This window comes from Gilvimarinus algae (genome assembly GCF_030518215.1).
In the GTDB taxonomy this organism is placed as follows: Bacteria; Pseudomonadota; Gammaproteobacteria; order Pseudomonadales; family Cellvibrionaceae; genus Gilvimarinus; species Gilvimarinus algae.
In genome coordinates, this window is the sequence record NZ_JAULRT010000052.1 from 1 (window position 1) to 19,923 (window position 19,923).

The following is a 19,923-nucleotide window of genomic DNA, read 5'->3' on the forward strand; positions in this document are numbered from 1 at the left end:
TCGGCAATAAATGTAAGTTTCTGGTTCATAGGCGTTGTCTCTTTCCAAGGCATAGGCACCTCCACATGGCAGTGCCTATCAGTTTAAAAACTGTTACCTATGTATGTAGACAAAGGTGTAACCTATGAATGGGTACGTACAGCCCCGGAGCGCGGCCCTTCGGGTTCCTTCGCTCCAACCAATTTTAGCGGGCCGTATCGACAGGCCGTCCCTGGCCTGACGATACTTGCGCAAACGTCCTGTTTGCTTACCCCCTAAAATTGGTTTCCGCTCAGCTCGCACTCAAGGGCGAAGTTTTGGTGCCAGCGTTCAGCATATTCCTCACGAACAAGAGTAGAGAGTACTAAATGCTGGAATTTTCGTCAGAACGCCCAAACCCTGCTCAGGGTGGCTAACTGGCTGAAATTTCTTAAGTAAAGGTCTTGACAGTCCTCGGTCCCGAGCCTATCATGCGCACCTCTTTTGGGGCCTTAGCTCAGCTGGGAGAGCGCAACACTGGCAGTGTTGAGGTCAGCGGTTCGATCCCGCTAGGCTCCACCAAACATACAAAAAAGCCCCCTGCTCATACGAGCAGGGGGCTTTTTTGTATGTTCCGCTGATAGCTCAGCGGGAGCGAGGTTTAGCTCCGGTTCACTAATTTGCCGGGAGCAAATTAGCACGACGAAGTCGCCCGGAGGGTGGCGCACAGGGAGGTGCGCCATGCATCCCGCTAGGCTCGGTGGGCGTCGCCAGAGTGCCCATCGCCTATCGAAGTCCGATTATTCTTTTCTGTTTAGGTTAAGGTCCAGCCCCAAAATAGCTTTCTAAGCCAGCTTTCTATCGTAATTCCCGCCCTCTATCGCCGGGCGATGGCGAATGACTTCTTGTGGCGCGACAAGAAGTCATCAAGAAGCGCGCCCCGGCATCCTAGCCCTGCGGGTTCCCTCTCTCCAACCGATTTTAGCGGGCCGTATCGACGCGCCTTCCCTGGCGCGGCGACACTTGCGCACGCATCCTTGCGTGCTTACCCCTAAAATAGGTCTACGCTCGGCTGGCTGCAGGGGAAATCGGGTGCCAGATTCATATCCAGTACCAGGCTCAGCTCAAGAACTTGTCGCAGGATGACTCGCTAGTTTAGGTGTATGTCAGATATGGCATACGGCTACCTATGTCTAAGCACGAAGGCACGATTATGCGTGCCGATAAACGCAAAAAATTAGAGGCCGCTGGCTGGGTAGTTGATGATGCAAGTGATTTTCTCGGGTTAACACCCGAGGAGTCTGCTTATACTGAAATGAAAATAGGACTTGGTAATGCCTTAAGGGAGCGTCGAAAGAGTCAGCGAATAAGCCAGGTGGCGTTTTCAAAGCGAGTAAAGTCCAGTCAGTCCCGTGTTGCTAATATAGAGTCGGGTGATCCGAGCGTATCGATTGATGCATTGACTAAGTCGCTATTGGCTTTAGGGGTTTCCTCAGCGGAGTTGTCGCAGATCATTTGCAGTGCTGGTTCGAGAGCGGCTTGAAGTATGATAGTTAGAAAGTTGCTATTGGCTGGATGGTGTAAGCTGCTCATAATTGAGTAAACTGTCCCCAGAATTCAAGCCACCGATCGGCAAGTCTCTGTTATCGAATAATCTTGATCCAGCACCAAAGCTGCTGCGTCACGCTTAAATTCTGCCGAAAAGGATCGACGTTGTTTTTTCATTGAACACCTCGCTTAGGGTGGTATTTTACCACCTACATGGGTGTCCGGTTTTATTAGACCACTACAGAGGGCAATCTAAAAAAGGGGAGCGACTAACTGCCGCTCCCCGGTACTGCCTTTAACGTCGTGGCAGGCTGCGTAGGTGCTTCCTTACAGTCTCTTTGCCGCCCAGGCGGCGGCGAGTGTAGGTGCGAACCTTTACAGTCTTTCGACGATTTGTATGGTGCATAGCCCATACCCCTCTTTGGTGAGGAGAGGCCGAATTTGCGGTCCGTGTATTCCTGAAGTATACTCAGGTTGCTGTGTTCACGGTGCCAAGGGTTAAGCCTCGGTAACCTTGACAAGTTGTCTGCGTCGCAGGCCAGTTCGGGGGCTCTGCCAGGAGCCCTTCGAAACTGCTTTTGGCTACTACGCTAGCCTTAGTCTCTTCTCACGTAGATCACTCCTCGTCTTCCAGTTCGTAGTAACTGTTCAAAATAAATACGGCTGCTTTCACGGCTTTTCGCGCTTCGTTTTCTTCGAGTTCTGCCGGAAAGAATATGATGCCGTCTTCCATGCCTCGCAAAGGAACCGTAATTCGCTCCATGCCCTCAGGGATGTCTTCTTGGTGTCCTGCCGTGGGCTGCGGCTTGGTCGCATTCTCTGCCGCTTGCTTGGGCTTGTTGGCGGCCTTCCTTCTGCCGTTGCTGTTGCGGGTTGGCGTGGGCGCTTTGACGTACTGCGAAACCTCAATGTTTGCGTCTGAGCATGCCGATAGGAAGAAGGCCATGCACTTGGTGACCGTGCTGCCGCTTGCTCCAGCGAGTTTGATTTTCTCTACCACCTTGTCCGTGGTCGTGTTTTTTATATCGAAGTCGGGGTCCGAGAGAAAGTCGTACGTGCCTATCAGCACCTCATTCAACACTTCGCTGTAGTTGGTGTTAGGGTCAGTCAGCTGCTTCATCAGCTCGGTAGGAAGGTCATCGCTCACCACAAGCCCCATCGCCCGGAGCGAAGCAGCCATCGTGGCTTTCCCTGAATTGGAGCCGGGCAGTGTGCTCCTTGTGATGTGGGTGGGCATCCCATTTTCACGCAACCCATTGATAAAATTAAAGAAACTTCTATAGGTAACGTAAGGTGGGGGCGACTTTTTGTCTGTTTTCTCGGTTTGCATAGTCCCTCCCGCGGGGAGTGGTATTGGTAGTTTGGGGGATAGTACCACAATTATCTAACTTTACAAGCCTCTTATGCTAAATAAGCACAGAAATATATATAGCTTTATGTGTTTGTTTAAAATGTGCAACCATATGATATATAAACAATTATCGACATAATGGAAAACATTTAAGGAAACAATTACGTAATTATTATTTGAGAGGGAGTGCTGAAGTTAAAAAGGGGGAGGTGTTTCGAAATGGTAACGCCCAGTCCGTAAACCAGGTGTTTATGGGATGGCCTACGGGTTTTTTAGTGGGGCAGTCCCGCCCCGGTCAATAGTCGCAAGTCAGCAGCGTTCCCCGGCTGGGCTGCTACATCGTCACCCTGGCAGGCGAGCTGTACTCCGGCGGCTCCTTCCGCCGCAGCGAAGTTTCCGAGGTCGATAGAAGTTTCTCCGCATTTCGGCAGCCTAGGGGCGGCAGCAGGCGCGCTGGCCGCGTCGGCGGCTTCCACTATCAGAGCGTTCGTAGAGCCAAGTGTCAGGCCTTACAATTCACACCTCATATGGGGTAAGCAGAATGGCCGGTATCAGGTCTTGAATTGTGAATTCCGGGGTGAGTTCACCTAACTACCGGTCCTCGCCTAAAAAATGGGCAAACAACCCCTCAACCAGCGTATAAAGCCAACCGCACTGGCGCTGTCAGGCGCTTTGGATAGACATTTTTCACCGTCACGGTATGACACTGCTGAAACACGCTGAACTCGCTCACGGCTTTGGCTAAAGCGCTGATCACGGCTTCATCATCAAAGTCATAGGGTTCCAAATATAGTGACTTGATTTCGAGTTCACCGGTTTTGCGGTGTGCTTTGCAGTCCATGCGGCCGACGAATTGATCCCGGTACAGTAGTGGTAGGCAGAAGTAGCCGTATTTGCGTTTGGGTTCGGGTACGTAACATTCAATCTGGTAATCAAAATCAAATAGCGCCCGCAGGCGTTCGCGTTGGATAACGCTATTGTCAAACGGCGACAGGATACGCATGCGGTTGTTGACGCGCGGCAGGCGAGCGTCCAGTGCACCTGTTTTAAAAACATATTGCTCGCCATTGGGCAGAAAAACCTGTTCCAGCTCACCCGCAGCCAGACGTTGCTTCACCAGTGCTTTTACGGCATTGCGCAGCGGTGGGTTGCGCCTAAGGTAAGTGACACTTCGCAGCGATACCAGGCCGTGACTGCAGAGGTTCAGATCGAGCAGGTGTTCTGCGAATTCCTCTACGGTGGGGGCCGTGGTATTGATTCCGATGGGCAGCACCCGCTCGGTCAGGTCGTATGTCTTCTGGAAGTTCTGCCGGTCACAGACCATCAGGTCGCCCTGCATATACAGCTGCTCCAGCGCTTTCTTGGCGGGCTTCCAGTCCCACCAGCCCTTGGCTGTCTTGCCGGAGGATTCCAGGTCACGCGCACGCAAAGGCCCATCAGAGCGCACGCGCTCCAGTAACCTGCGCATTAGTTTTTTATCGGGGTTTTTATACCAGTGGGTCTGGCCGCCTTTGATGGCCTGCTTGTAAGGCAGGGAAAACCGATAGTTCTCTATCGGCAGAAACGCCGCCGCATGCGCCCAGTATTCAAAAACATCACCTTGCACCAACAACTGATGGGTCATATCCGGCTTAAAGCCGGGTACCCGTGAATGCAGCACATGATGATGGGCCCGCTCCACTACCGAGATGGTGTCTACCTGCACATAACCGATATGGCTGATCGCTTGGCGGGTTCCCTGAACGCCTTTGCCAAAGGGCGTGGATTGCAAAAGGCCCTGAGAGGACAGGGCCAGGCGGCGCAGAGCCGCGAGCTGCCTTTGGGTTTTAATGGTTGCATAAGGCATAAGTGTGATTTCGCGGATCAAATGGCGCTGTTTATAGATTGAAAAAACGGTCACAATATTACCTGACCGGCGTTTCACCTTCTACTGTCACTGCATCTTCCATGGCTGTATCTTCAGTTGACAGGTATATCAACTCAAAGGCGATAAGCATCAGAGTTTGGGTGTCAGGTCTTGAATCGTGAATTGGAGAAGTGAGGCAGATTTATTTTTACCCGCCAGTATGTGAAACTGTCGAAGAAGACGCTCCTCAACTAGAGTCCCCACAGGAACCCAGTCATGTCCACGGAAGCGACACTACCACCGCTTTATCCCCTGAAAGCCAGGTATTTCGTACTGATCTGGCTGTTACCCATCTTCTTTTTGCCCGGTCTTAACATTCTGTATGGGTGGATGGATCAGTATCCGCTGGAGTGGTACTGGTACGATATAGCCTTTTATCTCTACGTTTACGCTTTATTTGCAGTGTTGGGCGTTATCGGGTTTTTGTTGACGGGCTGTGGCGGTAGGGAGTTTGCTGCCAGGCCCCGAGCGGGTAGCTGGGCTGTTGGTTTGCAGCTAACGCTTCTCAGTTTCCTGTTCTCAACCATTGCCTATTTTGGAGTGTTTATTCCGTTGTCGTACTGGGCGCCTAGCCTGGTTGACTACTGGGTGTTGAGTGCCCCGCCGCTGGTTTACTATTCCGAGCTCGGTTATTACCCGGTTGTTGCGAATATATTGGGTTTGATCTGCCTGGCGATTTTACCGCCGTTGGTTGAGGAATGGGTTTTTCGGGGGGTGTTGCTCAGGCGCTGGAGCGAGAAGTACAGCCGCAAGAAGGCGATTTGGTGGTCATCCATACTGTTTGGGCTCATGCATACGGACCCCATTGGAGCGACGGCTTTTGGGGTGGTTATGTGTTGCCTGTATGTTTATTCGGGCAGCCTGTGGGTGCCAATTGTCTGCCATGCCCTGAATAACTTGGCGTGTTGGTTTCTGGAGTGGGGCTACATCGCTTACTACGGCCCCGAGTATCAGTACACGCTACAAGGACTTCAAGCTGATTGGCCCTGGATACCGCTAAGCTTATTGTTTCTCGTTGTTTTGTACCTTTTGTTTGATAAGCATAAACACCTCAGGGCGGTTTTACGTGTGGCGAAGTAGGGTGCTTTAGAAGTCGTGAGTTATGGGTGTTTATAGGGGGCTTGGGTCAGTTCTTGAGGCGTCAATTGAGCGCTGATTTTCTCGAAGAATGAATAAAACTTTCGCGGAAGATAAGGTGATAGGAAATGCTTCTAGTTCTATTTATTTGCGTTTTTTTAGTGCTGATCATCCTCAATATTGGGTGCTACGCTTCCGCTTTGGGGAAGCTCAAAAATTATAAGGATGCGACGATCGTCTATAAAAATCCATTCTGGTTTTTCCGCTTTGAGTTGTTTGATCTAAAAGACAAAAATTTCTGCTACCGATGCGCAACGATTCAAGGTCTACTGATTTTGGCTTTAGTTGCTTTCGGTGTCTTCATATAAAAAAGGTGACAGATTCATACCACTCAGAGGGTAGATTTAGCCCAGTCTTTTATGTCATTCCGGTCTTTACCTTTAATTAGGGGGTTGTCGAGGATGACTTGCACAGCAAACTCACAGTCTTCTGGTTGCCCCGCTTCCTTTGCTAGACCCAGCATATAAACGGCAGACATAAAATCCTGTTGTATGACCTTTTGTTTTAATGTTTTTATAGATTCGGCAATGTCGCAGTTCCGATCAAGCCAGGGAAGAAGCGTTTTGGTGATGGCATCTTCCAGCGTCTCTCCGACACTCCGGATATCGGAATGCTGGCCAATTCTCCACCATTGATCCCCGTTGTCGGCTAGCTCTCCGATTCTGGCGGATACCATAAAAGTGCTGTCGTTAGGAGGAATTTTTGGCGGCCCGATAAAGGCAAACCTTGGGATTTTTGTAATAGCGTTTATAACACTCGGAAAGTAGGTTCCTGCCTCGATAGTGAAATCCACTTTATCGACGCCGTTATTGTCGCCCACCACAATCTCAAGGGCCGAAATGCAGTTTCCATCTTGCCGCCAGAAAACCATGCCTTTTTTTCGAAAGTCAGATTTTTTTAGGCTCGGTTGTATATGATCTTTTATTAGTAGCTTCAGCTGGTTTTTCGCAGACACGTCAACCTCCTGCAGAAGTGGGTCGTGCTTGGTATGTCATTAAATGCCGGCCTTTTCTCATTGACTTGGGCGCATGATGCCTACACCAACAGATCCCGCAAAGCGAAAAGTAACTGCCCCCAGCTCTTCTTATAAAAGGTGGACCAGCTAACCAATACCTACAGCCCGCAGGTAGAAAGCCCTTTGCCGCCCCAGAGGCGGCAAAGGCAAGGCCAAAGCCAATCAATCCGTACAATAAGGCCCAATCAAAGTCCCCACAAAACCACCCGCTATGTTAGTGCTGAGATTGGTGGCATCCACGCCTTCGGCGAGGGTGTGTTGCTCACCGTTGACGGTGTAGTGTGCGCGCATTTGCCCGGCGTTGAACGCGAGTGTCAAGGTAACTTCTTCGGCGTTCGGCAGTGGTTGGGCCTTGATGACTTCGTCCTGCTCGGAGCCGGCCCGGCGGTAGAGGGCCACTTGCGGCTCGCCATCGCGTTGGGTGAGGCCGAGAAAGGTCATGTACTGATCGTTCTGCACCGCGGCGATGCCGGCCATTTCGCCCTCGGTGGTGGGGTTGAATGACACGGTGGTGGAGGCGGTGGCGATGTGGTGCTGTTGGCGCCGCCCGACAAAGGAGGGCACGGCATTGAGGTCACCGATGCCGCCGCGGCAGGCGAGGCTGAGTGCGCCGTCGACCACCTGGTAGAAGCGGTCCTCGGGGTCGCGAATGCCCATCCAGCTGACGGACAGGGCGTCGCCGTCAAAGCTGTCGGTGTAGCCAAAGTCGCCGGCCGTGGGCAGCGCTGGTGCGGGCTGTTCGGGTAGGGCCGGTTTTTCCATGGCAAAGGGGATGCGCTCGCCCTGGGGCAAGATGTAGGGCCAATCGTTTTCCCAGGTGACCGGTATGAGGAAGGTCTCGCGACCGATGTTGAACATGTCGTTGTCGTAGGGGCGGATGGCGAGGAAGGTGGCCCACCAGTCGCCGTTGGGGATCTGCACAAACTTGGCGTGACCGGCGGCGATGATCGGGTTGTCGCGCTCAAAGTCCAGGTCGCGCTGGGTCAGTATCGGGTTGTGATCCGCCGGTGTGTAAGGTCCCCAGACGTCGTCGGCGCGGAAGATGGTCTGCGAGTGCTGGATGCTGGTGCCGCCTTCGGCCGCGGTGATGTAGTAGTAGCCGTTGCGCTGGATGATGTGTGGCCCCTCGATCCACACAGGTTCTGTGGTGATATCCACACCGCCGTTGATCAGTTGTTTGCGCTCACCCACCATTTTCAGGTTTTTCCAGTCGAACTCCTGAATCCAGATGGCACGGTGGCCGTCGTAGCGGGGCTCTTCGTTGGGGGCGCCGTTGTTGAGAATATAGGCCTTGCCGCTGTCGTCCCAATGAATGGACGGGTCAATGCCCTCAAAGCCGAGCCAGTGGGGGGAGGACCAGGGGCCGGTGGGTTTGTCGGCGGTCATCACGAAGTTGCCCTTACAGTCCACGCAGGTAGACACCATGTAGTAGGTGCCCTCGTGGTAGGAGAGATCCGGCGCAAAGATGCCGCGCGAGACATTCAGGCCGGAGAAGTCGAACTGGTCGGGGCGATCAATGGCATTGGCGATTTGCGTCCAGTTGACCAAGTCTTTGGAGTGGTAAATGGGCAGGCCGGGAAAGTGGGTGAACGACGAGGTCACCACGTAGTAGTCGTCCCCCACGCGGGCGACGGTCGGGTCCGGGGCGTAGCCGGAGATAATCGGGTTGCGGAACTCGCCCTCGCCGACGGTCACCGTCTCCTGCGACTGCCCCTCATAGGTAAACTGGGTAAAGGCGGCGGTTTTTTCGGTGGTGGAGGACGTCTGGGCGGCGCTTTCGGCCGCCTTTTCGGTCGGAGCCGCAGTGGTTTGCGGTTGATCACCGGGTTGGTCGCAGCCGGCGAGGGTGGCAACCAGCGCCACGGCGGTGAGTGCGGTCATCTTTCTCATGTTATTGATCCTCAGTGTTCTGATTAGCGTTCTTCTCAGAGGTAGTTGTTCTCAGAGGTATTTGGAATATATTATGATAATTAGATATTGTACTTTTAACTATAACTAGTTTGGGCGCTTCACTCAAATCGACGCCGATGTGGTGGCTGGGCGTTTGGGAGTAGGCGGCCTTTTCCGATAAAAACCGTCAAGTGAAGGTTAGCAATGATTCAACGTATGGGTTTAGCCGCGGTGTTGTGGGCGCTGGCGGCATGTAGCAGCACAGTCGAGGGGCCAGCGCAAACCGGACCCTCAACACTGGCTCGCAACCCGCTGATCTGGGCGGATGTGCCTGACCCGGCGGTGATTCGGGTGGATGACACTTTCTACATGAGCAGTACCACCATGCATATGAATCCGGGTCTGCCGCTGATGGCTTCGCCCAACCTGGTGGATTGGACGCTTATCGGTTATGCCTATGACACCCTGGCCGACGGCAATGCCTCCACCTTGACCGGTGGCGAGCAGGCCTACGGTCGCGGGTCCTGGGCCAGCAGCCTGCGCTATCACCGGGGCCGCTTTTACGTGAGTACCTTTGCCAACCACACGGGTAAGACCTATATCTTTTCCAGCGAAGATATCGGCAGTGGCGAGTGGCAGCGTGCGGAAATTGACGAGCTGTTTCACGACGCCTCGCTGGTGTTTGATCAGGGGCGGGCTTTTCTCCTCTACGGCAACGACGATATTCACCTGGTTGAGCTGACGGCGGATGCCACTGCGCTCAAGCCGGGCGGCCTGCGCACGACGGTGATTGAAAAAGCCTCTTCCATTGCCGGCGAGGACTTCTGGGTGCCGGCCGAGGGCGCGCAGGTGATCAAGCGCAACGGCTACTACTACATCAACTTAATCAGCTGGCCGGCCAATGGCATGCGCACCCAGCTGGTTTATCGTGCGAAACAACTGACCGGGCCCTACGAGGGTAGAGTTGTGCTGCAGGACCGTGGCATTGCTCAGGGCGGCTTGATCGATACGCCCGAGGGCGACTGGTATGCCTTTTTGTTTCGGGATTTCGGGGCCGTGGGGCGCACTCCCTATCTGGTGCCGGTTCACTGGGAAGACGACTGGCCCATCTACGGCGTCGACGGCCAAGTGCCGGAGGTGCTGGGCATTGCCTCGAGCCAGCCGGGGTTGGGGAATCTTGTGGCGCCAGACGAGTTTGACTACCCCGAGGCGGGCTCTATGCCCACGGCAATTAAACTCGCCTGGCAATGGAATCACAACCCCGATGCCAGTGGCTGGTCAGTAACCGACCGGCCAGGCTACCTGAGCCTCACGAATCAACGCCTCGATAAGGGTTTATTGGATACCCGCAATACCCTGACGCAGCGTATGTTTGGCCCCGAGGCTCGGGCCACGGTGGCGCTGGATACCTCGCACTTGCTTGCGGGTGATGTCGCCGGGCTTGCGGCCCTGCAGGCGCACTACGGTTTTGTCGGCGTAGAAAAAAGTGAAACCGGTGCCTCGCTGATCATGGTAGCGGGCCAAGCGGAAGACGCCGAGGTGAACGAAACGGTGGCGGCGCGAGTTGCTTTGCCCCAATCAAGGGTCTATTTGCAAATTCGGGCCGACTTTAAAGACCAGCGCGATACCGCCACATTCTGGTACAGCCTGGATGGCTCGCATTGGCAGAGCATTGGCACCGAGCTGCAAATGAAATACACGCTGCCCCATTTTATGGGCTACCGATTTGCGCTGTTTAACTACGCCACCCAGACACCGGGCGGCCGCGCGGACTTTGATTTTTATCGGCTGGAGTAAAAATCCCGCGAATCCTTGAGCGTTAAATAGCGATGCTCGCTTATGACTGGTGGGTCGGCGCTACCTGGTTGGTGTGTCTGGGGCCCTTGACACACCCTATGTCATCGCTGACTCTGGCAGCCCCTTAGCGCCCGATTTCGCAACAGCCTGCTCTTATGAACAATCCAGTGCCCGTGCTCTATTCTTTCCGCCGCTGTCCCTACGCGATGCGCGCTCGTTTGGGCTTGCTATTCGCAGGCCTTTCGGTAGAGCTGCGAGAGGTGGTTTTAAAGCATAAGCCGCGCGACATGCTGGCGATCAGCCCCAAAGGTACAGTGCCAGTGTTGCAGCTGGCCGATGGGGCGGTGATTGACGAGAGCCGGGATATTCTGGTCTGGGCGTTAAAGCGCAGTGACCCCCAGGGGTTATTGGCGGGGGAGGTTTTGGATCAGGCGAATGCCTTGTTCGACCAGAATGACACCGAGTTTAAGCACTGGCTGGATCGCTACAAGTATAGTGATCGCCACCCGGAAATGGATCAGGCCGAGTACCGCGAGCGTGGCGAGGTGTTCTTGCAGGTGCTGGAGCGCTTGCTGTGCAAGAACCGGTATTTGCTGGGTGAGTCGACCAGTGTCGCCGACATCGGTGTCATGCCGTTTGTGCGCCAGTTTGCCCATGTGGATCGCGATGTGTTTTATCAGCTGCCCTACCCACGCTTGCAGCGGTGGCTCAAGGCGTGGCTGGAGCATCCGCTGTTTGTGCAAGCCATGGTCAAGTATTCGCCCTGGCAGGCAGGCGATAAACCGGTGGTGTTTCCGCTATAAATAGCTTTTAGGATTTTTGCTCCGCCTGCAAGGCTTCAATCTCCGCCCGAATCTTTTCCGCCTCTTCGGTCAGTAAGGAGTAAGTTTTAATGTCGCCGCCGCGCTGGGCGAGCATGGCCTTTTCCAGCTTGGCTTCATAGGTTTTTTGCAGCTTTTTTGTTGGATCTTTGCGAAAGAGAGACAGCATGGTCGAGCCTTTTGGATGAGTTTCCGCTTTATACGCGTAGAGCCGCTGTTTGGTTTTATCGGGGCAGATGCCAAGGCATTGATAGCAAAAAGCAGGGTTTGCCAAAATTATTCTTTCGGCAAACCCGTTTGCGAGGCTAGTCAAGGGCTAAATTACTGATGCCTGATTTCAGCCAGCACTGGGTTGTGTCGTGATCGCAGGTGTGGGTGATAAAACCGTCAAAGTCGTAGCGGTAGTAAAGCGTGTCGCCTGCGACGCGCAGCCCAGTAATGGCCGAGTTTCTCGCGGTGTCGAGCTTGATGATCGGTTGCACTTCGCCCTTATCGGTGACTTCATAGATCACACCGTAACCGTAGCTGGTTTGGCTGTTGGTGTCTGCCTGTCGGTAGCCGGATTCTCCGGCGATCAGCAGGCGACCGGTGTCGGTGAGCAGGGCGTCGCGCATGGCGTCTTCGTCGTGGACATGAAGCAATTGCGAGTGGAGGGTGGTGCCGGTAGTGGGATCGATGCGGGCGATATAGCCATCCCATTCGGTGGTGCCTCCGGCGGCACCTTCTTTTGTGTAGCGAGTGGAACCGGTCAGCAGCAGCTCATCGGCGCGCCAGAAGAGCTTGCCGAGATTTTCGCGGTGACCCTGCAAGCCGGCGATAAAGGTGTTTTCGAGCGCTCCAGTGGGACTCAGTATGGCGATGCCGACATCATAACCCTGGTTGTTGTCTTGCAGTTTCTCGTCAAAGTGGCTGTTGTAAATGGCCACATCCTGATCGTGCAACTCAAAGCCGACCGCGACTGTGCCGTCTTCACGAATGGCCATGTCGCTTTCGTTGGCCAGGCTTTCTGCCCAAAGCCAGGTGTAGGCCGGCATGACTTGTCGGCTCCAGGCGACGGTGAGGTCCTGATAGAGCCGGTAGACCTTAACGCCGTAGCTGTGGATTAACAAATAAGGGGTGCCTTGATGCACCCGCAGGCGGGCGAGGGAATTGGCGGTCAGTTGCGGCTTGCCGTTATGACTCAGGCTCTCCTCAGTGCGGCGTGTGGGAGCCTCATCACCTGCGATGTGGGTGTAAAAGAAAAGCTCTTCGGGCCTGGGAATGTCTTCCAGCCAGCGTTGATGGACGGGCTGGCCCGTTGTGTTCAGCGTGCTCAGGCGCAGCTCAAACCAGCTGCCAATGGCATTGGGTTGGGTGGATTCGCGCAAGACGGCCTCAAGCATTATCACGTGGCTGCTGTCGAGCATGGCGGTGTCGACAATCACCGTGCCCTCGGCGGGTTGGTATTGGAAAGCCAGTTGTGCATCAATGTGGCATTGCAGGCGCTGATTCCAGCCCGGCTGCCAGTCCAGTGTGGTGTAAAGCCTGACGGTATGCTCGTCTACTTGGCGTTGAACGTGACACCAAAATCCGGCCTCGGTTAGCTCCAGGTCAGTCACTTGAGATTGGTAGGCGTCGGTAAGCTCAATGTTGACGCGCTCGTCCGCCGCCGGCGGCGCAGTGGCGATATTGGTGAGATCATCGTTGTGCGGTGCCAGGGGCGTATCCCCCGATAACTCTGGCGGTGGATCGACGGGGTTGTCTGTGGCCGGCGGGGTGTGAGTGTCGGTGGTGTCACTGCCAGAGCCACAGCCGGCAAGCAGCACTGAAAATAAAAAAATGGCAGACAATAGAGCGGGTATAAACTGAATCGCGTTCAAGAGGGGTTCCTTGCAGAAAAAACAAGCAGATAAAGCCTATAAATAGAGCAGCGGACAACTTCGGTAGTGTAAACGTGGCGTTAGCGGCTAATCGTTAAAAAACGTTACAGCCTCTTAGGCGTCCGGGTGATTGTCCTTGGGCGGTGTATTTTTCTAGGCTGTTGCCGCGAGCGACAGTGCCAAATGTCACGATCTATGAGGTTTTTAGGGATGAATCGGGTTGGCTAGCGAGGTGCTGCTGTTATCTGCGCGAAATAGTGGAAAAACAGGCATGCCTTTTACATTTGCTGCTGCAAATACTCCCTCAGCAATTTTGTATTGCGCGTATTCGCTTTGAAAAACGCGTCGAATACATCGCCCGCTATCGGGATGAGGCCGCCGAGAAAGTCGATGGCCATATTGATCATAATGCGAACTTTTACGCGGCGGCTGGCGCCGGCGCGGTGGGCTTCAAGTAGCACGTAGCCCGATAGCAGCAGGCCCGCCAAGTCACCGACGACAGGCAGCAGGCCGAGCACGGCCTCTGTACCGATTCTAAAATTGGTAAACGGCACGGACAGGCTGCTGTCGGTGAAGCGGCTGAATTTATCAAGCCGCGCTAACCTGGCTTGCTGTTCGGCTCTGGAGGGTGTCGGCATCTGCGCTTTTCGCTCGGCGTTATTCCGTTTCGGCGCTGATATCCCGAAATGCCTGCACCAGCGTATCGGCCTCCTGGGCGCCGGAGATCAGGTATTTGCGGTTGACAATAAACGCCGGCACAGCGCTGACGCCTGCCTGTTGATAGGTGGTTTCGTCGTCCCGCACGGATTGGACATAGCGGTCGGATTCCAGCACCTTTTGCGCCTCGACCTGATCCAGCCCGACTTGCCGGACGCAGTTCAAGAGAACGCCGTGATCGGACACGTCCAGCGCCTTGCCGAAATAGGCGTCAAACAGGGCTTGCTTCATGGCCGTTGCCTGGCCTTGTTCCTCGGACCATTTGACCAGCCGGTGGGCATCGAAGGTGTTGCAGGTAGTGCGCTCCTGCATCTTTTCAAAGTTGACGCCGAGCTCTCTGGCGGTGTGTATCATCTGCTCTTGAGTAGCGCGCATTTCCTCTTCGGTGCGGCCGTACTTGCGGGCTAAGGCCGGCAGAATCGGCTCGCCTTCACCGGTGTGATCCGGGTTTAGTTCAAAGGCGTGCCACTGCAGGGTAAACTGGTAATCGGGCGTCAGCGCCTTCATGGCCTGTTCCAGCCGGGCGTAGCCAATGGCGCACCAAGGGCAGGCGATGTCGGAAACAAGGTCGATTTGAATCTTCTGCGTCATGGTTCAGTCGCTCAGTTTCAGGGTTGACTTGATCCACTTTACCACGTGATGCGTTTGACTTCTCAGACTAAAGTTTACAGCCGCAGACTGGATTGCGCGGTGGGGTTGTTGTTTTTAGCGATGCAAATTTTGTAACATTTGAAAGTTTGTCGATAAATGGAGGTTTACCCATGCAGCCGCGTTTTATTCACACTGTCTCCACGATCCACCGCCCTTTGGTGGATGGCGAGGCAGAAGTGGGCACCCGCTATGCTATGTGCCCAAGGGCTGATATTGCGCTGCTGGTAAACGGTGGGTCTGAGTTCCGGGTCTGCTCTTTTGACGGCATCAACGGCCACGCGGTCTTTGAGGGCAGCTGGTCAGAATTTCGCTCGAGTTTCGGCGATGAGTTTATCGATATCAGTATAGTCTCTGAAAATGGCGGCGACCCGGTGGCATCGGCCGTGCGTGTCGACAGCATATGTAAAGTGGTCATGCTGGAGAATGATGAGCACGCGACCCTGCATTTGATGGACGAGCTCGCCTGTTCGGGCATGTACGGCATATTGCCAGGCCGTCCGAGCCAGGTGCGTATTGATCCTCAGTCTTACCATCATATGGTAGAGGTGCTGGCGCAGTAGTGCGTCGCCCGCCCCCTCGGGGTTAGCCTTTAGCCTTCGTTGCCAGAGGGTTAAACAAAAACTTACACTCTCACCTAGGTATAGACTTGGAGCCCTGCGGCTCAGGGCATACACTTCGGCCTCAGTTTTCAGGATGTCGTTGTCTCTATGCTGCCTTCTCCCACACCTGTTCGCGAGTGGCACAATGTCGGGCGCGAGTGTTTCGAGTCCGACATTGCCCCGCTGTTTCAGCCAGCGGTGCTGCGCGGTTTCGTCGAGCACTGGCCGGCGGTTCGCGAGGGGCTGCGCTCGAACGACGCACTCTTCAATTACCTAAAGGGCTATGCGACTCAGCAACCGGTTAGGTTGTTTTTGGGAGCGCCGGAAATTCACGGCCGGTATTTTTACACGGAGGACATGCGCGGCTTCAATTTTGAAGAGCTTGAAGGTCCTTTTGCCGCGGCACTCGGCCAGTTTCAAGGTCTGATTGGTGCGCCCGATGCGCCATCCATTTATATGGGGGCCACCTCAATTCCCTCGGTGTTACCCGGCTTTGAAAAGGACAATCACCTGGAGGTTATCGGTGATGAGGTGCTGCCCAATATCTGGATTGGCGGCGCGGCGACCATCACCACGCACTTTGATACCTCTGATAATATCGCCTGCGCTTTGGCGGGCAAAAGGCGCTTTACGCTCTTTCCGCCGGAGCAGATTAGCAATCTCTATATCGGTCCGCTAGATCATACACCAGCCGGTCAGCCAGTGAGTATGGTATCGGTTAGCAACCCGGATTTAAGCCGTTACCCGCGCTTTGCGCAGGCGCTGGAGCAGGCCCAGGTGGCCGAGTTGGCGCCCGGCGATGCTTTGTATATTCCGCCCTTGTGGTGGCACAACGTCGACTCATTTGCGCCACTCAACGTGCTGGTGAACTACTGGTGGGAGCCGCTCACCGCGACCACAGGCTCGCCCTTTGATAGCTTGATACACAGCATTCTCGCCGTCAGTCATTTGCCGTTGAAACAGCGTCAGGCCTGGAGAGCGTTTTTCGATCACTATGTGTTTGGTGAAGCGGCGCCGGCCGAGCATCTTGCGCCCGAGCACAGGGGCATATTAGGCGAGCTTACTCCCGAAGTGGCCGAAGAGATAAAAACCTACCTCAAGCACGGGCTGCAAGCGGGCTTGCCACCCGAAAAATAGATACAATGGGACGCCTTTAGCTTCACACAAGAGTCACCACTCAAAGAACCCGCCCGCCCATAGTTGCGCGCGCAATACAAGCCACGTTGAGAGACGCTGTGGCCTTCGGTAGTATGGCGCGCTAAGCCAAACCTTAATACCCACGCAAACGAATCCATGCGCGCTAGAGTCCGGTTTTTATTCGCAGCCTGTGTATTGCTGCTGGCGGCGTCTTTTTTGGTTGTGTCGCTCCGGCAGGCTGACGACACTGCGAGCCTGCCGGAGGCGCCGGCTGAGACCACCTCTGCGCCTGTAAAACGTACACTGAAGCCTGTCCCCAGGGCGGGCGATACAACGCCGGAGGCGCCAGCTAACGCAAAAGAGCCGTTGATTGCCTATCTTGAACCCTCGGCAGATCCGGAAGATCAGTTGCTGCTCCTGGCCATACGGGGGCCGAGTGGCGCATCCGTAAGACAATTGCGTGAGCTTTTGGCTTACACTTCGCGGCGGGCTATGGTGCTCTATCTGATCGCCCAAGCCGAGCAGGACGGTCAGCCTCTGGCGACCGAGCAAGAGCTTGCAGCGTTAAAGGTCGCCGATCCCAATAACGCTTTGGTCGATGATCTACTGGCCGAGCGGGCCTATCGCAAAGGAAACGCCGAACAGGCGCTGCACCATCTGCAAAACGCTGCGGATGCCCCCGCGAACCGCTCTTATCTTGTGGAGACTTTGGAGATGCTGGGCAGTGCTTTGCTGCGCCGCAACGGCTATCTCACGGCAGGGGATTTCGCCGAAATCATGGGGTATGCCAGTGCTTACCCAATATCGCATTTACACGAGATTTCCCAGTTGTGTCGCGACAACTCCGGTGCCCGTGATTGGAGACAAACCTGCGCCGCGCGGGGAAAGGCGTTGGTTTCGCACGGCGAGACCCTGCTCGATACCGCAGTGGGTGCGGAACTGGCGGCAACTTACGCCGAGGGATGGGGCTCCGGGGAGCAGGGCTCGGAGAGTCAAGTGGCGCCGTGGACGCAGTACAGTCAGCAAGCACAGAGCACATTGCTCAACTTGGGGCAGCAACTCGAGGAGAAAATGAGCCGCTCAGGTGTGGTGCTCAACTCGCAAGACTGGCAGGGCTATATCGAGGTCTACAAAGAGCAGGGCGAAGTAGCGGCTTTGGCTTACTTGGTGAGTCTTTTTCCCTAGAGCGTATGCTTAGGGTGATCAGTCTTTTGAGGTTGAGCTGTACATAAAAGCGCTCGGGCGTTAATGGGTTCGGGGGCTAAGACTAGACGTTATTCGCCAACGTCTAACATCCATAGTCTTTCCCCTGTATGCTGGTACGGACCATTCCTGGTTAAACGGTATCCGAGGTCTTGCTCCATGTGGTTACGCGCTAGCTGTGCACTCAAATTTGATATCAGTGTGCCAACGCCGTTTATTTTGATGCTGCGTCCGCGCAGCGGTGCCCAGCAGTGGATTGCCCGGGAGGAATACAAGCTTGCTCCGAGCATTCACGTGCATGAATTTACCGATTTGTACGGCAACTTGTGTCAGCGACTGGTGGCGCCGCCGGGGCCGTTTTCGGTGCGCACGGTGGTTGAGGTGATGACTGCCGACTTGGTTGATGAGGCACCGGGTGCGCCGTTTATTGAGATTCAAAACCTTCCAGACTCGGTGCTGGGCTACTTGCTGCCGAGCCGCTACTGTGAGTCGGAGCAGTTTAGCCAGATGGCCTTGGAAATCACCGCCGGAATGCTTCTCGGCTATGACCAAGTCGCGGCCATTGAGACCTGGCTGCGAGAAACGATTCGCTACGAGCCGGGCAGTGGCGATTTGCCGGTATCGGCCGTGGGGGTTAACGCCAGGCAGGTTGGTGTGTGCCGGGATTTGTCTCACTTGGGGATCGCTCTGTGCCGCGCCCTGTGTATTCCCGCGAGATTGGTGGTGGGTTATCTGCACGGCCTTGAGCCTATGGACTTGCACGCCTGGTTTGAAGCCTATGTAGGCGGGCGCTGGTACACCTTTGATGCGACACAGCGCAGCGCCAAAGGTGGCTATGTGGCGATCGGCTACGGGCGCGACGCCACGGATGTGGCGGTTTACAACCAATTTGGCCCGCTGGCTTCTCTCCACACCCAGGTGGTGAATGTGGAGCGGTTCGAGCCGGACGAGCCATGATGACTTACCGGGCGGGGTAGCCCCGCCCGAGTGATGGCCCTTAGCCCACTTTCTCCAGTGCCTGATCAATGTCTGCGAGGATATCGTCGATATGCTCAATACCGACAGACAAGCGCACCAAATCTTCCGATACCCCCGCCGATTTCAGCTCTTGCTCGTTCAGTTGGCGGTGAGTGGTGGTGGCAGGATGACAGGCCAGGGATTTGGCGTCGCCGATGTTCACCAGCCGCAAAATCATCTGCAGCGCGTCGATAAACTGGGCCCCTGCGGCTTTTCCGCCTTCAATACCAAAACTGAGAATCCCCGAGGCTTTCCCTTGCGTAATCTTCTGGCTCAGCTCGCGGTAAGGGCTGTCTTCCAGGCCCGCGTAATTGACCCAGGTGACCTTGGGGTGAGCTTTAAGGTGTTTGGCGACGGCCAGGGCGTTGTCGCAGTGGCGCTCCATGCGCAGCCCCAGAGTTTCCAGCCCCTGCATGATTAAAAACGCACTGTGCGGCGCCAGCGCCGAGCCTGTGTTGCGCAGCGGCACGACGCGGCAGCGGCCGATGTAGGCGGCCTCGCCGAGCGCCTCGGTATAGACCACGTTGTGGTAGGAGGGATCGGGTTCGTTGAGCATGGGATAGCGGGCTTTATTGGCAACCCAGTCAAAGCTGCCTGAGTCGACAATAATGCCACCCACCGTGGTGCCGTGGCCGCCGATGTATTTGGTGAGTGAGTGCACAACAATATCGGCGCCGTACTCAAAGGGCTTACACAAAAAGGGCGTCGCCACGGTGTTGTCCACAATCAGCACGACGCCGTGCTTGTGAGCAATGTCTGCGAGTTTTTGCAGGTCGACAATATTGCCCGCCGGGTTGCCAATAGACTCGCAAAACACGGCCTTGGTGTTGTCGTCAATCAGGCTTTCCAGCTTGTCGTAATCGTCAAAAGACGCCATACGCACCTCAATGCCCTGGCGCGGAAAGCTGTGGGCAAACAGGTTGTAGGTGCCGCCGTAGAGCTGGCTGGTGCTGACGATGTTGTCACCCGCCTCGGCAATGCACTGAATGGCGTAGGTAATCGCTGCCATACCAGAGGCCAACGCGAGGGCGCCGATACCGCCTTCCATCGCGGCGATGCGCTCTTCGAGAACCGCATTGGTCGGGTTCATGATGCGGGTGTAGATGTTGCCCGCAACCTTCAGGTCAAACAGATCCGCCCCGTGCTGGGTGTCGTCAAAAGTGTAGGAGGTCGTTTGGTAAATAGGCGTGGTGGCTGCCTTGGTAGTGGGTTCTGACTCATAGCCGCAGTGCAGTGCCAGGGATTCCAGCTTCATCGTTTTCTCCGTTTCCTGTTATTGAGTGTGGCGAGGTGATCGAACGAATGTAGCACACATTT

At 55.1% G+C, this 19,923-nt stretch carries 17 protein-coding genes, 1 tRNA gene and 1 pseudogene; 9 read left to right on the plus strand and 10 right to left on the minus strand.

From position 1 onward, the window contains the following. Positions 1–464 precede the first annotated feature (464 nt). Both QWI16_RS07460 and QWI16_RS07465 read left to right on the plus strand, forming a co-directional pair. Positions 465–540: transfer RNA gene (locus QWI16_RS07460), tRNA-Ala, on the plus strand. Positions 541–1,147: 607 nt separating this feature from the next. Next, positions 1,148–1,501 carry a helix-turn-helix domain-containing protein gene (locus QWI16_RS07465; RefSeq protein WP_302712172.1) on the plus strand — a complete coding sequence of 118 codons (354 nt, stop codon included), beginning with the start codon at positions 1,148–1,150 and terminating at the stop codon, positions 1,499–1,501. A gap of 80 nt (positions 1,502–1,581) precedes the next feature. Here the strand turns inward: QWI16_RS07465 and QWI16_RS07470 are convergent. The 3 genes and pseudogenes from QWI16_RS07470 to QWI16_RS07480 form a co-directional block, all read right to left on the minus strand. Next, positions 1,582–1,683, minus strand: a pseudogene (locus QWI16_RS07470) (transposase); the annotation flags it as partial. Between the two features lie 439 nt (positions 1,684–2,122). Beyond that, on the minus strand, positions 2,123–2,836 hold the full coding sequence (locus tag QWI16_RS07475; protein WP_302712173.1) for a DUF5343 domain-containing protein: 714 nt from the start codon (positions 2,834–2,836) through the stop codon (positions 2,123–2,125). A gap of 649 nt (positions 2,837–3,485) precedes the next feature. Then, positions 3,486–4,757 carry a winged helix-turn-helix domain-containing protein gene (locus QWI16_RS07480; RefSeq protein ID WP_302712174.1) on the minus strand — a complete coding sequence of 424 codons (1,272 nt, stop codon included), beginning with the start codon at positions 4,755–4,757 and terminating at the stop codon, positions 3,486–3,488. A gap of 222 nt (positions 4,758–4,979) precedes the next feature. Between QWI16_RS07480 and QWI16_RS07485 the strand changes: the two genes are divergently transcribed. Continuing rightward, a complete protein-coding gene (locus QWI16_RS07485; protein WP_302712175.1) occupies positions 4,980–5,843 on the plus strand; it encodes a type II CAAX endopeptidase family protein in 864 nt (287 codons plus the stop codon). A gap of 388 nt (positions 5,844–6,231) precedes the next feature. On the opposite strand, the gene QWI16_RS07490 is transcribed toward QWI16_RS07485, so the two are convergent. After that, positions 6,232–6,855, minus strand: a complete 624-nt coding sequence (locus QWI16_RS07490) for a DUF4304 domain-containing protein (RefSeq protein WP_302712176.1) — start codon at positions 6,853–6,855, stop codon at positions 6,232–6,234. A gap of 222 nt (positions 6,856–7,077) precedes the next feature. Then, positions 7,078–8,805: a glycoside hydrolase family 43 protein gene (locus tag QWI16_RS07495; RefSeq protein WP_302712177.1), complete on the minus strand. Its 1,728-nt coding sequence runs from the start codon at positions 8,803–8,805 to the stop codon at positions 7,078–7,080. A 204-nt stretch (positions 8,806–9,009) separates the two neighbouring features. Between QWI16_RS07495 and QWI16_RS07500 the strand changes: the two genes are divergently transcribed. Continuing rightward, positions 9,010–10,602 carry a glycoside hydrolase family 43 protein gene (locus QWI16_RS07500; protein WP_302712178.1) on the plus strand — a complete coding sequence of 531 codons (1,593 nt, stop codon included), beginning with the start codon at positions 9,010–9,012 and terminating at the stop codon, positions 10,600–10,602. A 155-nt stretch (positions 10,603–10,757) separates the two neighbouring features. Then, positions 10,758–11,405, plus strand: coding sequence for a glutathione S-transferase (locus QWI16_RS07505; RefSeq protein ID WP_302712179.1), 648 nt, complete (start codon positions 10,758–10,760; stop codon positions 11,403–11,405). 7 nt (positions 11,406–11,412) lie between these two features. Here QWI16_RS07505 and QWI16_RS07510 read toward each other — a convergent pair whose 3' ends face one another. The 4 genes from QWI16_RS07510 to QWI16_RS07525 all read right to left on the minus strand — a co-directional run bounded on the left by QWI16_RS07510 (position 11,413) and on the right by QWI16_RS07525 (position 14,590). Next, complete coding sequence (locus QWI16_RS07510; protein ID WP_302712180.1) at positions 11,413–11,592, minus strand: DUF6435 family protein; 180 nt, start codon at positions 11,590–11,592, stop codon at positions 11,413–11,415. 136 nt (positions 11,593–11,728) lie between these two features. Further along, complete coding sequence (locus QWI16_RS07515) at positions 11,729–13,282, minus strand: hypothetical protein (RefSeq protein WP_302712181.1); 1,554 nt, start codon at positions 13,280–13,282, stop codon at positions 11,729–11,731. Positions 13,283–13,560: 278 nt separating this feature from the next. Further along, positions 13,561–13,920, minus strand: coding sequence for a DUF4112 domain-containing protein (locus tag QWI16_RS07520; protein ID WP_302712182.1), 360 nt, complete (start codon positions 13,918–13,920; stop codon positions 13,561–13,563). A gap of 19 nt (positions 13,921–13,939) precedes the next feature. Then, positions 13,940–14,590, minus strand: a complete 651-nt coding sequence (locus tag QWI16_RS07525) for a DsbA family oxidoreductase (RefSeq protein WP_302712183.1) — start codon at positions 14,588–14,590, stop codon at positions 13,940–13,942. A 170-nt stretch (positions 14,591–14,760) separates the two neighbouring features. Here QWI16_RS07525 and QWI16_RS07530 point away from each other — a divergent pair, with 170 nt between their 5' ends. The 4 genes from QWI16_RS07530 to QWI16_RS07545 all read left to right on the plus strand — a co-directional run bounded on the left by QWI16_RS07530 (position 14,761) and on the right by QWI16_RS07545 (position 18,546). Further along, the gene (locus QWI16_RS07530; RefSeq protein ID WP_302712184.1) at positions 14,761–15,210 is read left to right on the plus strand and encodes a hypothetical protein; all 450 of its coding nucleotides are present in this window, start codon (positions 14,761–14,763) and stop codon (positions 15,208–15,210) included. Between the two features lie 147 nt (positions 15,211–15,357). Then, on the plus strand, positions 15,358–16,386 hold the full coding sequence (locus QWI16_RS07535) for a cupin-like domain-containing protein (RefSeq protein WP_302712185.1): 1,029 nt from the start codon (positions 15,358–15,360) through the stop codon (positions 16,384–16,386). A gap of 156 nt (positions 16,387–16,542) precedes the next feature. Continuing rightward, positions 16,543–17,571 (plus strand): hypothetical protein, encoded by a 1,029-nt coding sequence (locus QWI16_RS07540; RefSeq protein WP_302712186.1) that lies wholly within the window; start codon positions 16,543–16,545, stop codon positions 17,569–17,571. A gap of 177 nt (positions 17,572–17,748) precedes the next feature. Further along, complete coding sequence (locus QWI16_RS07545) at positions 17,749–18,546, plus strand: transglutaminase-like domain-containing protein (protein WP_302712187.1); 798 nt, start codon at positions 17,749–17,751, stop codon at positions 18,544–18,546. A 40-nt stretch (positions 18,547–18,586) separates the two neighbouring features. On the opposite strand, the gene QWI16_RS07550 is transcribed toward QWI16_RS07545, so the two are convergent. Continuing rightward, entirely contained in the window at positions 18,587–19,861 is a 1,275-nt protein-coding gene (locus QWI16_RS07550) for an O-acetylhomoserine aminocarboxypropyltransferase/cysteine synthase family protein (protein ID WP_302712188.1), read from the minus strand. Between the last annotated feature and the right edge of the window lie 62 nt (positions 19,862–19,923).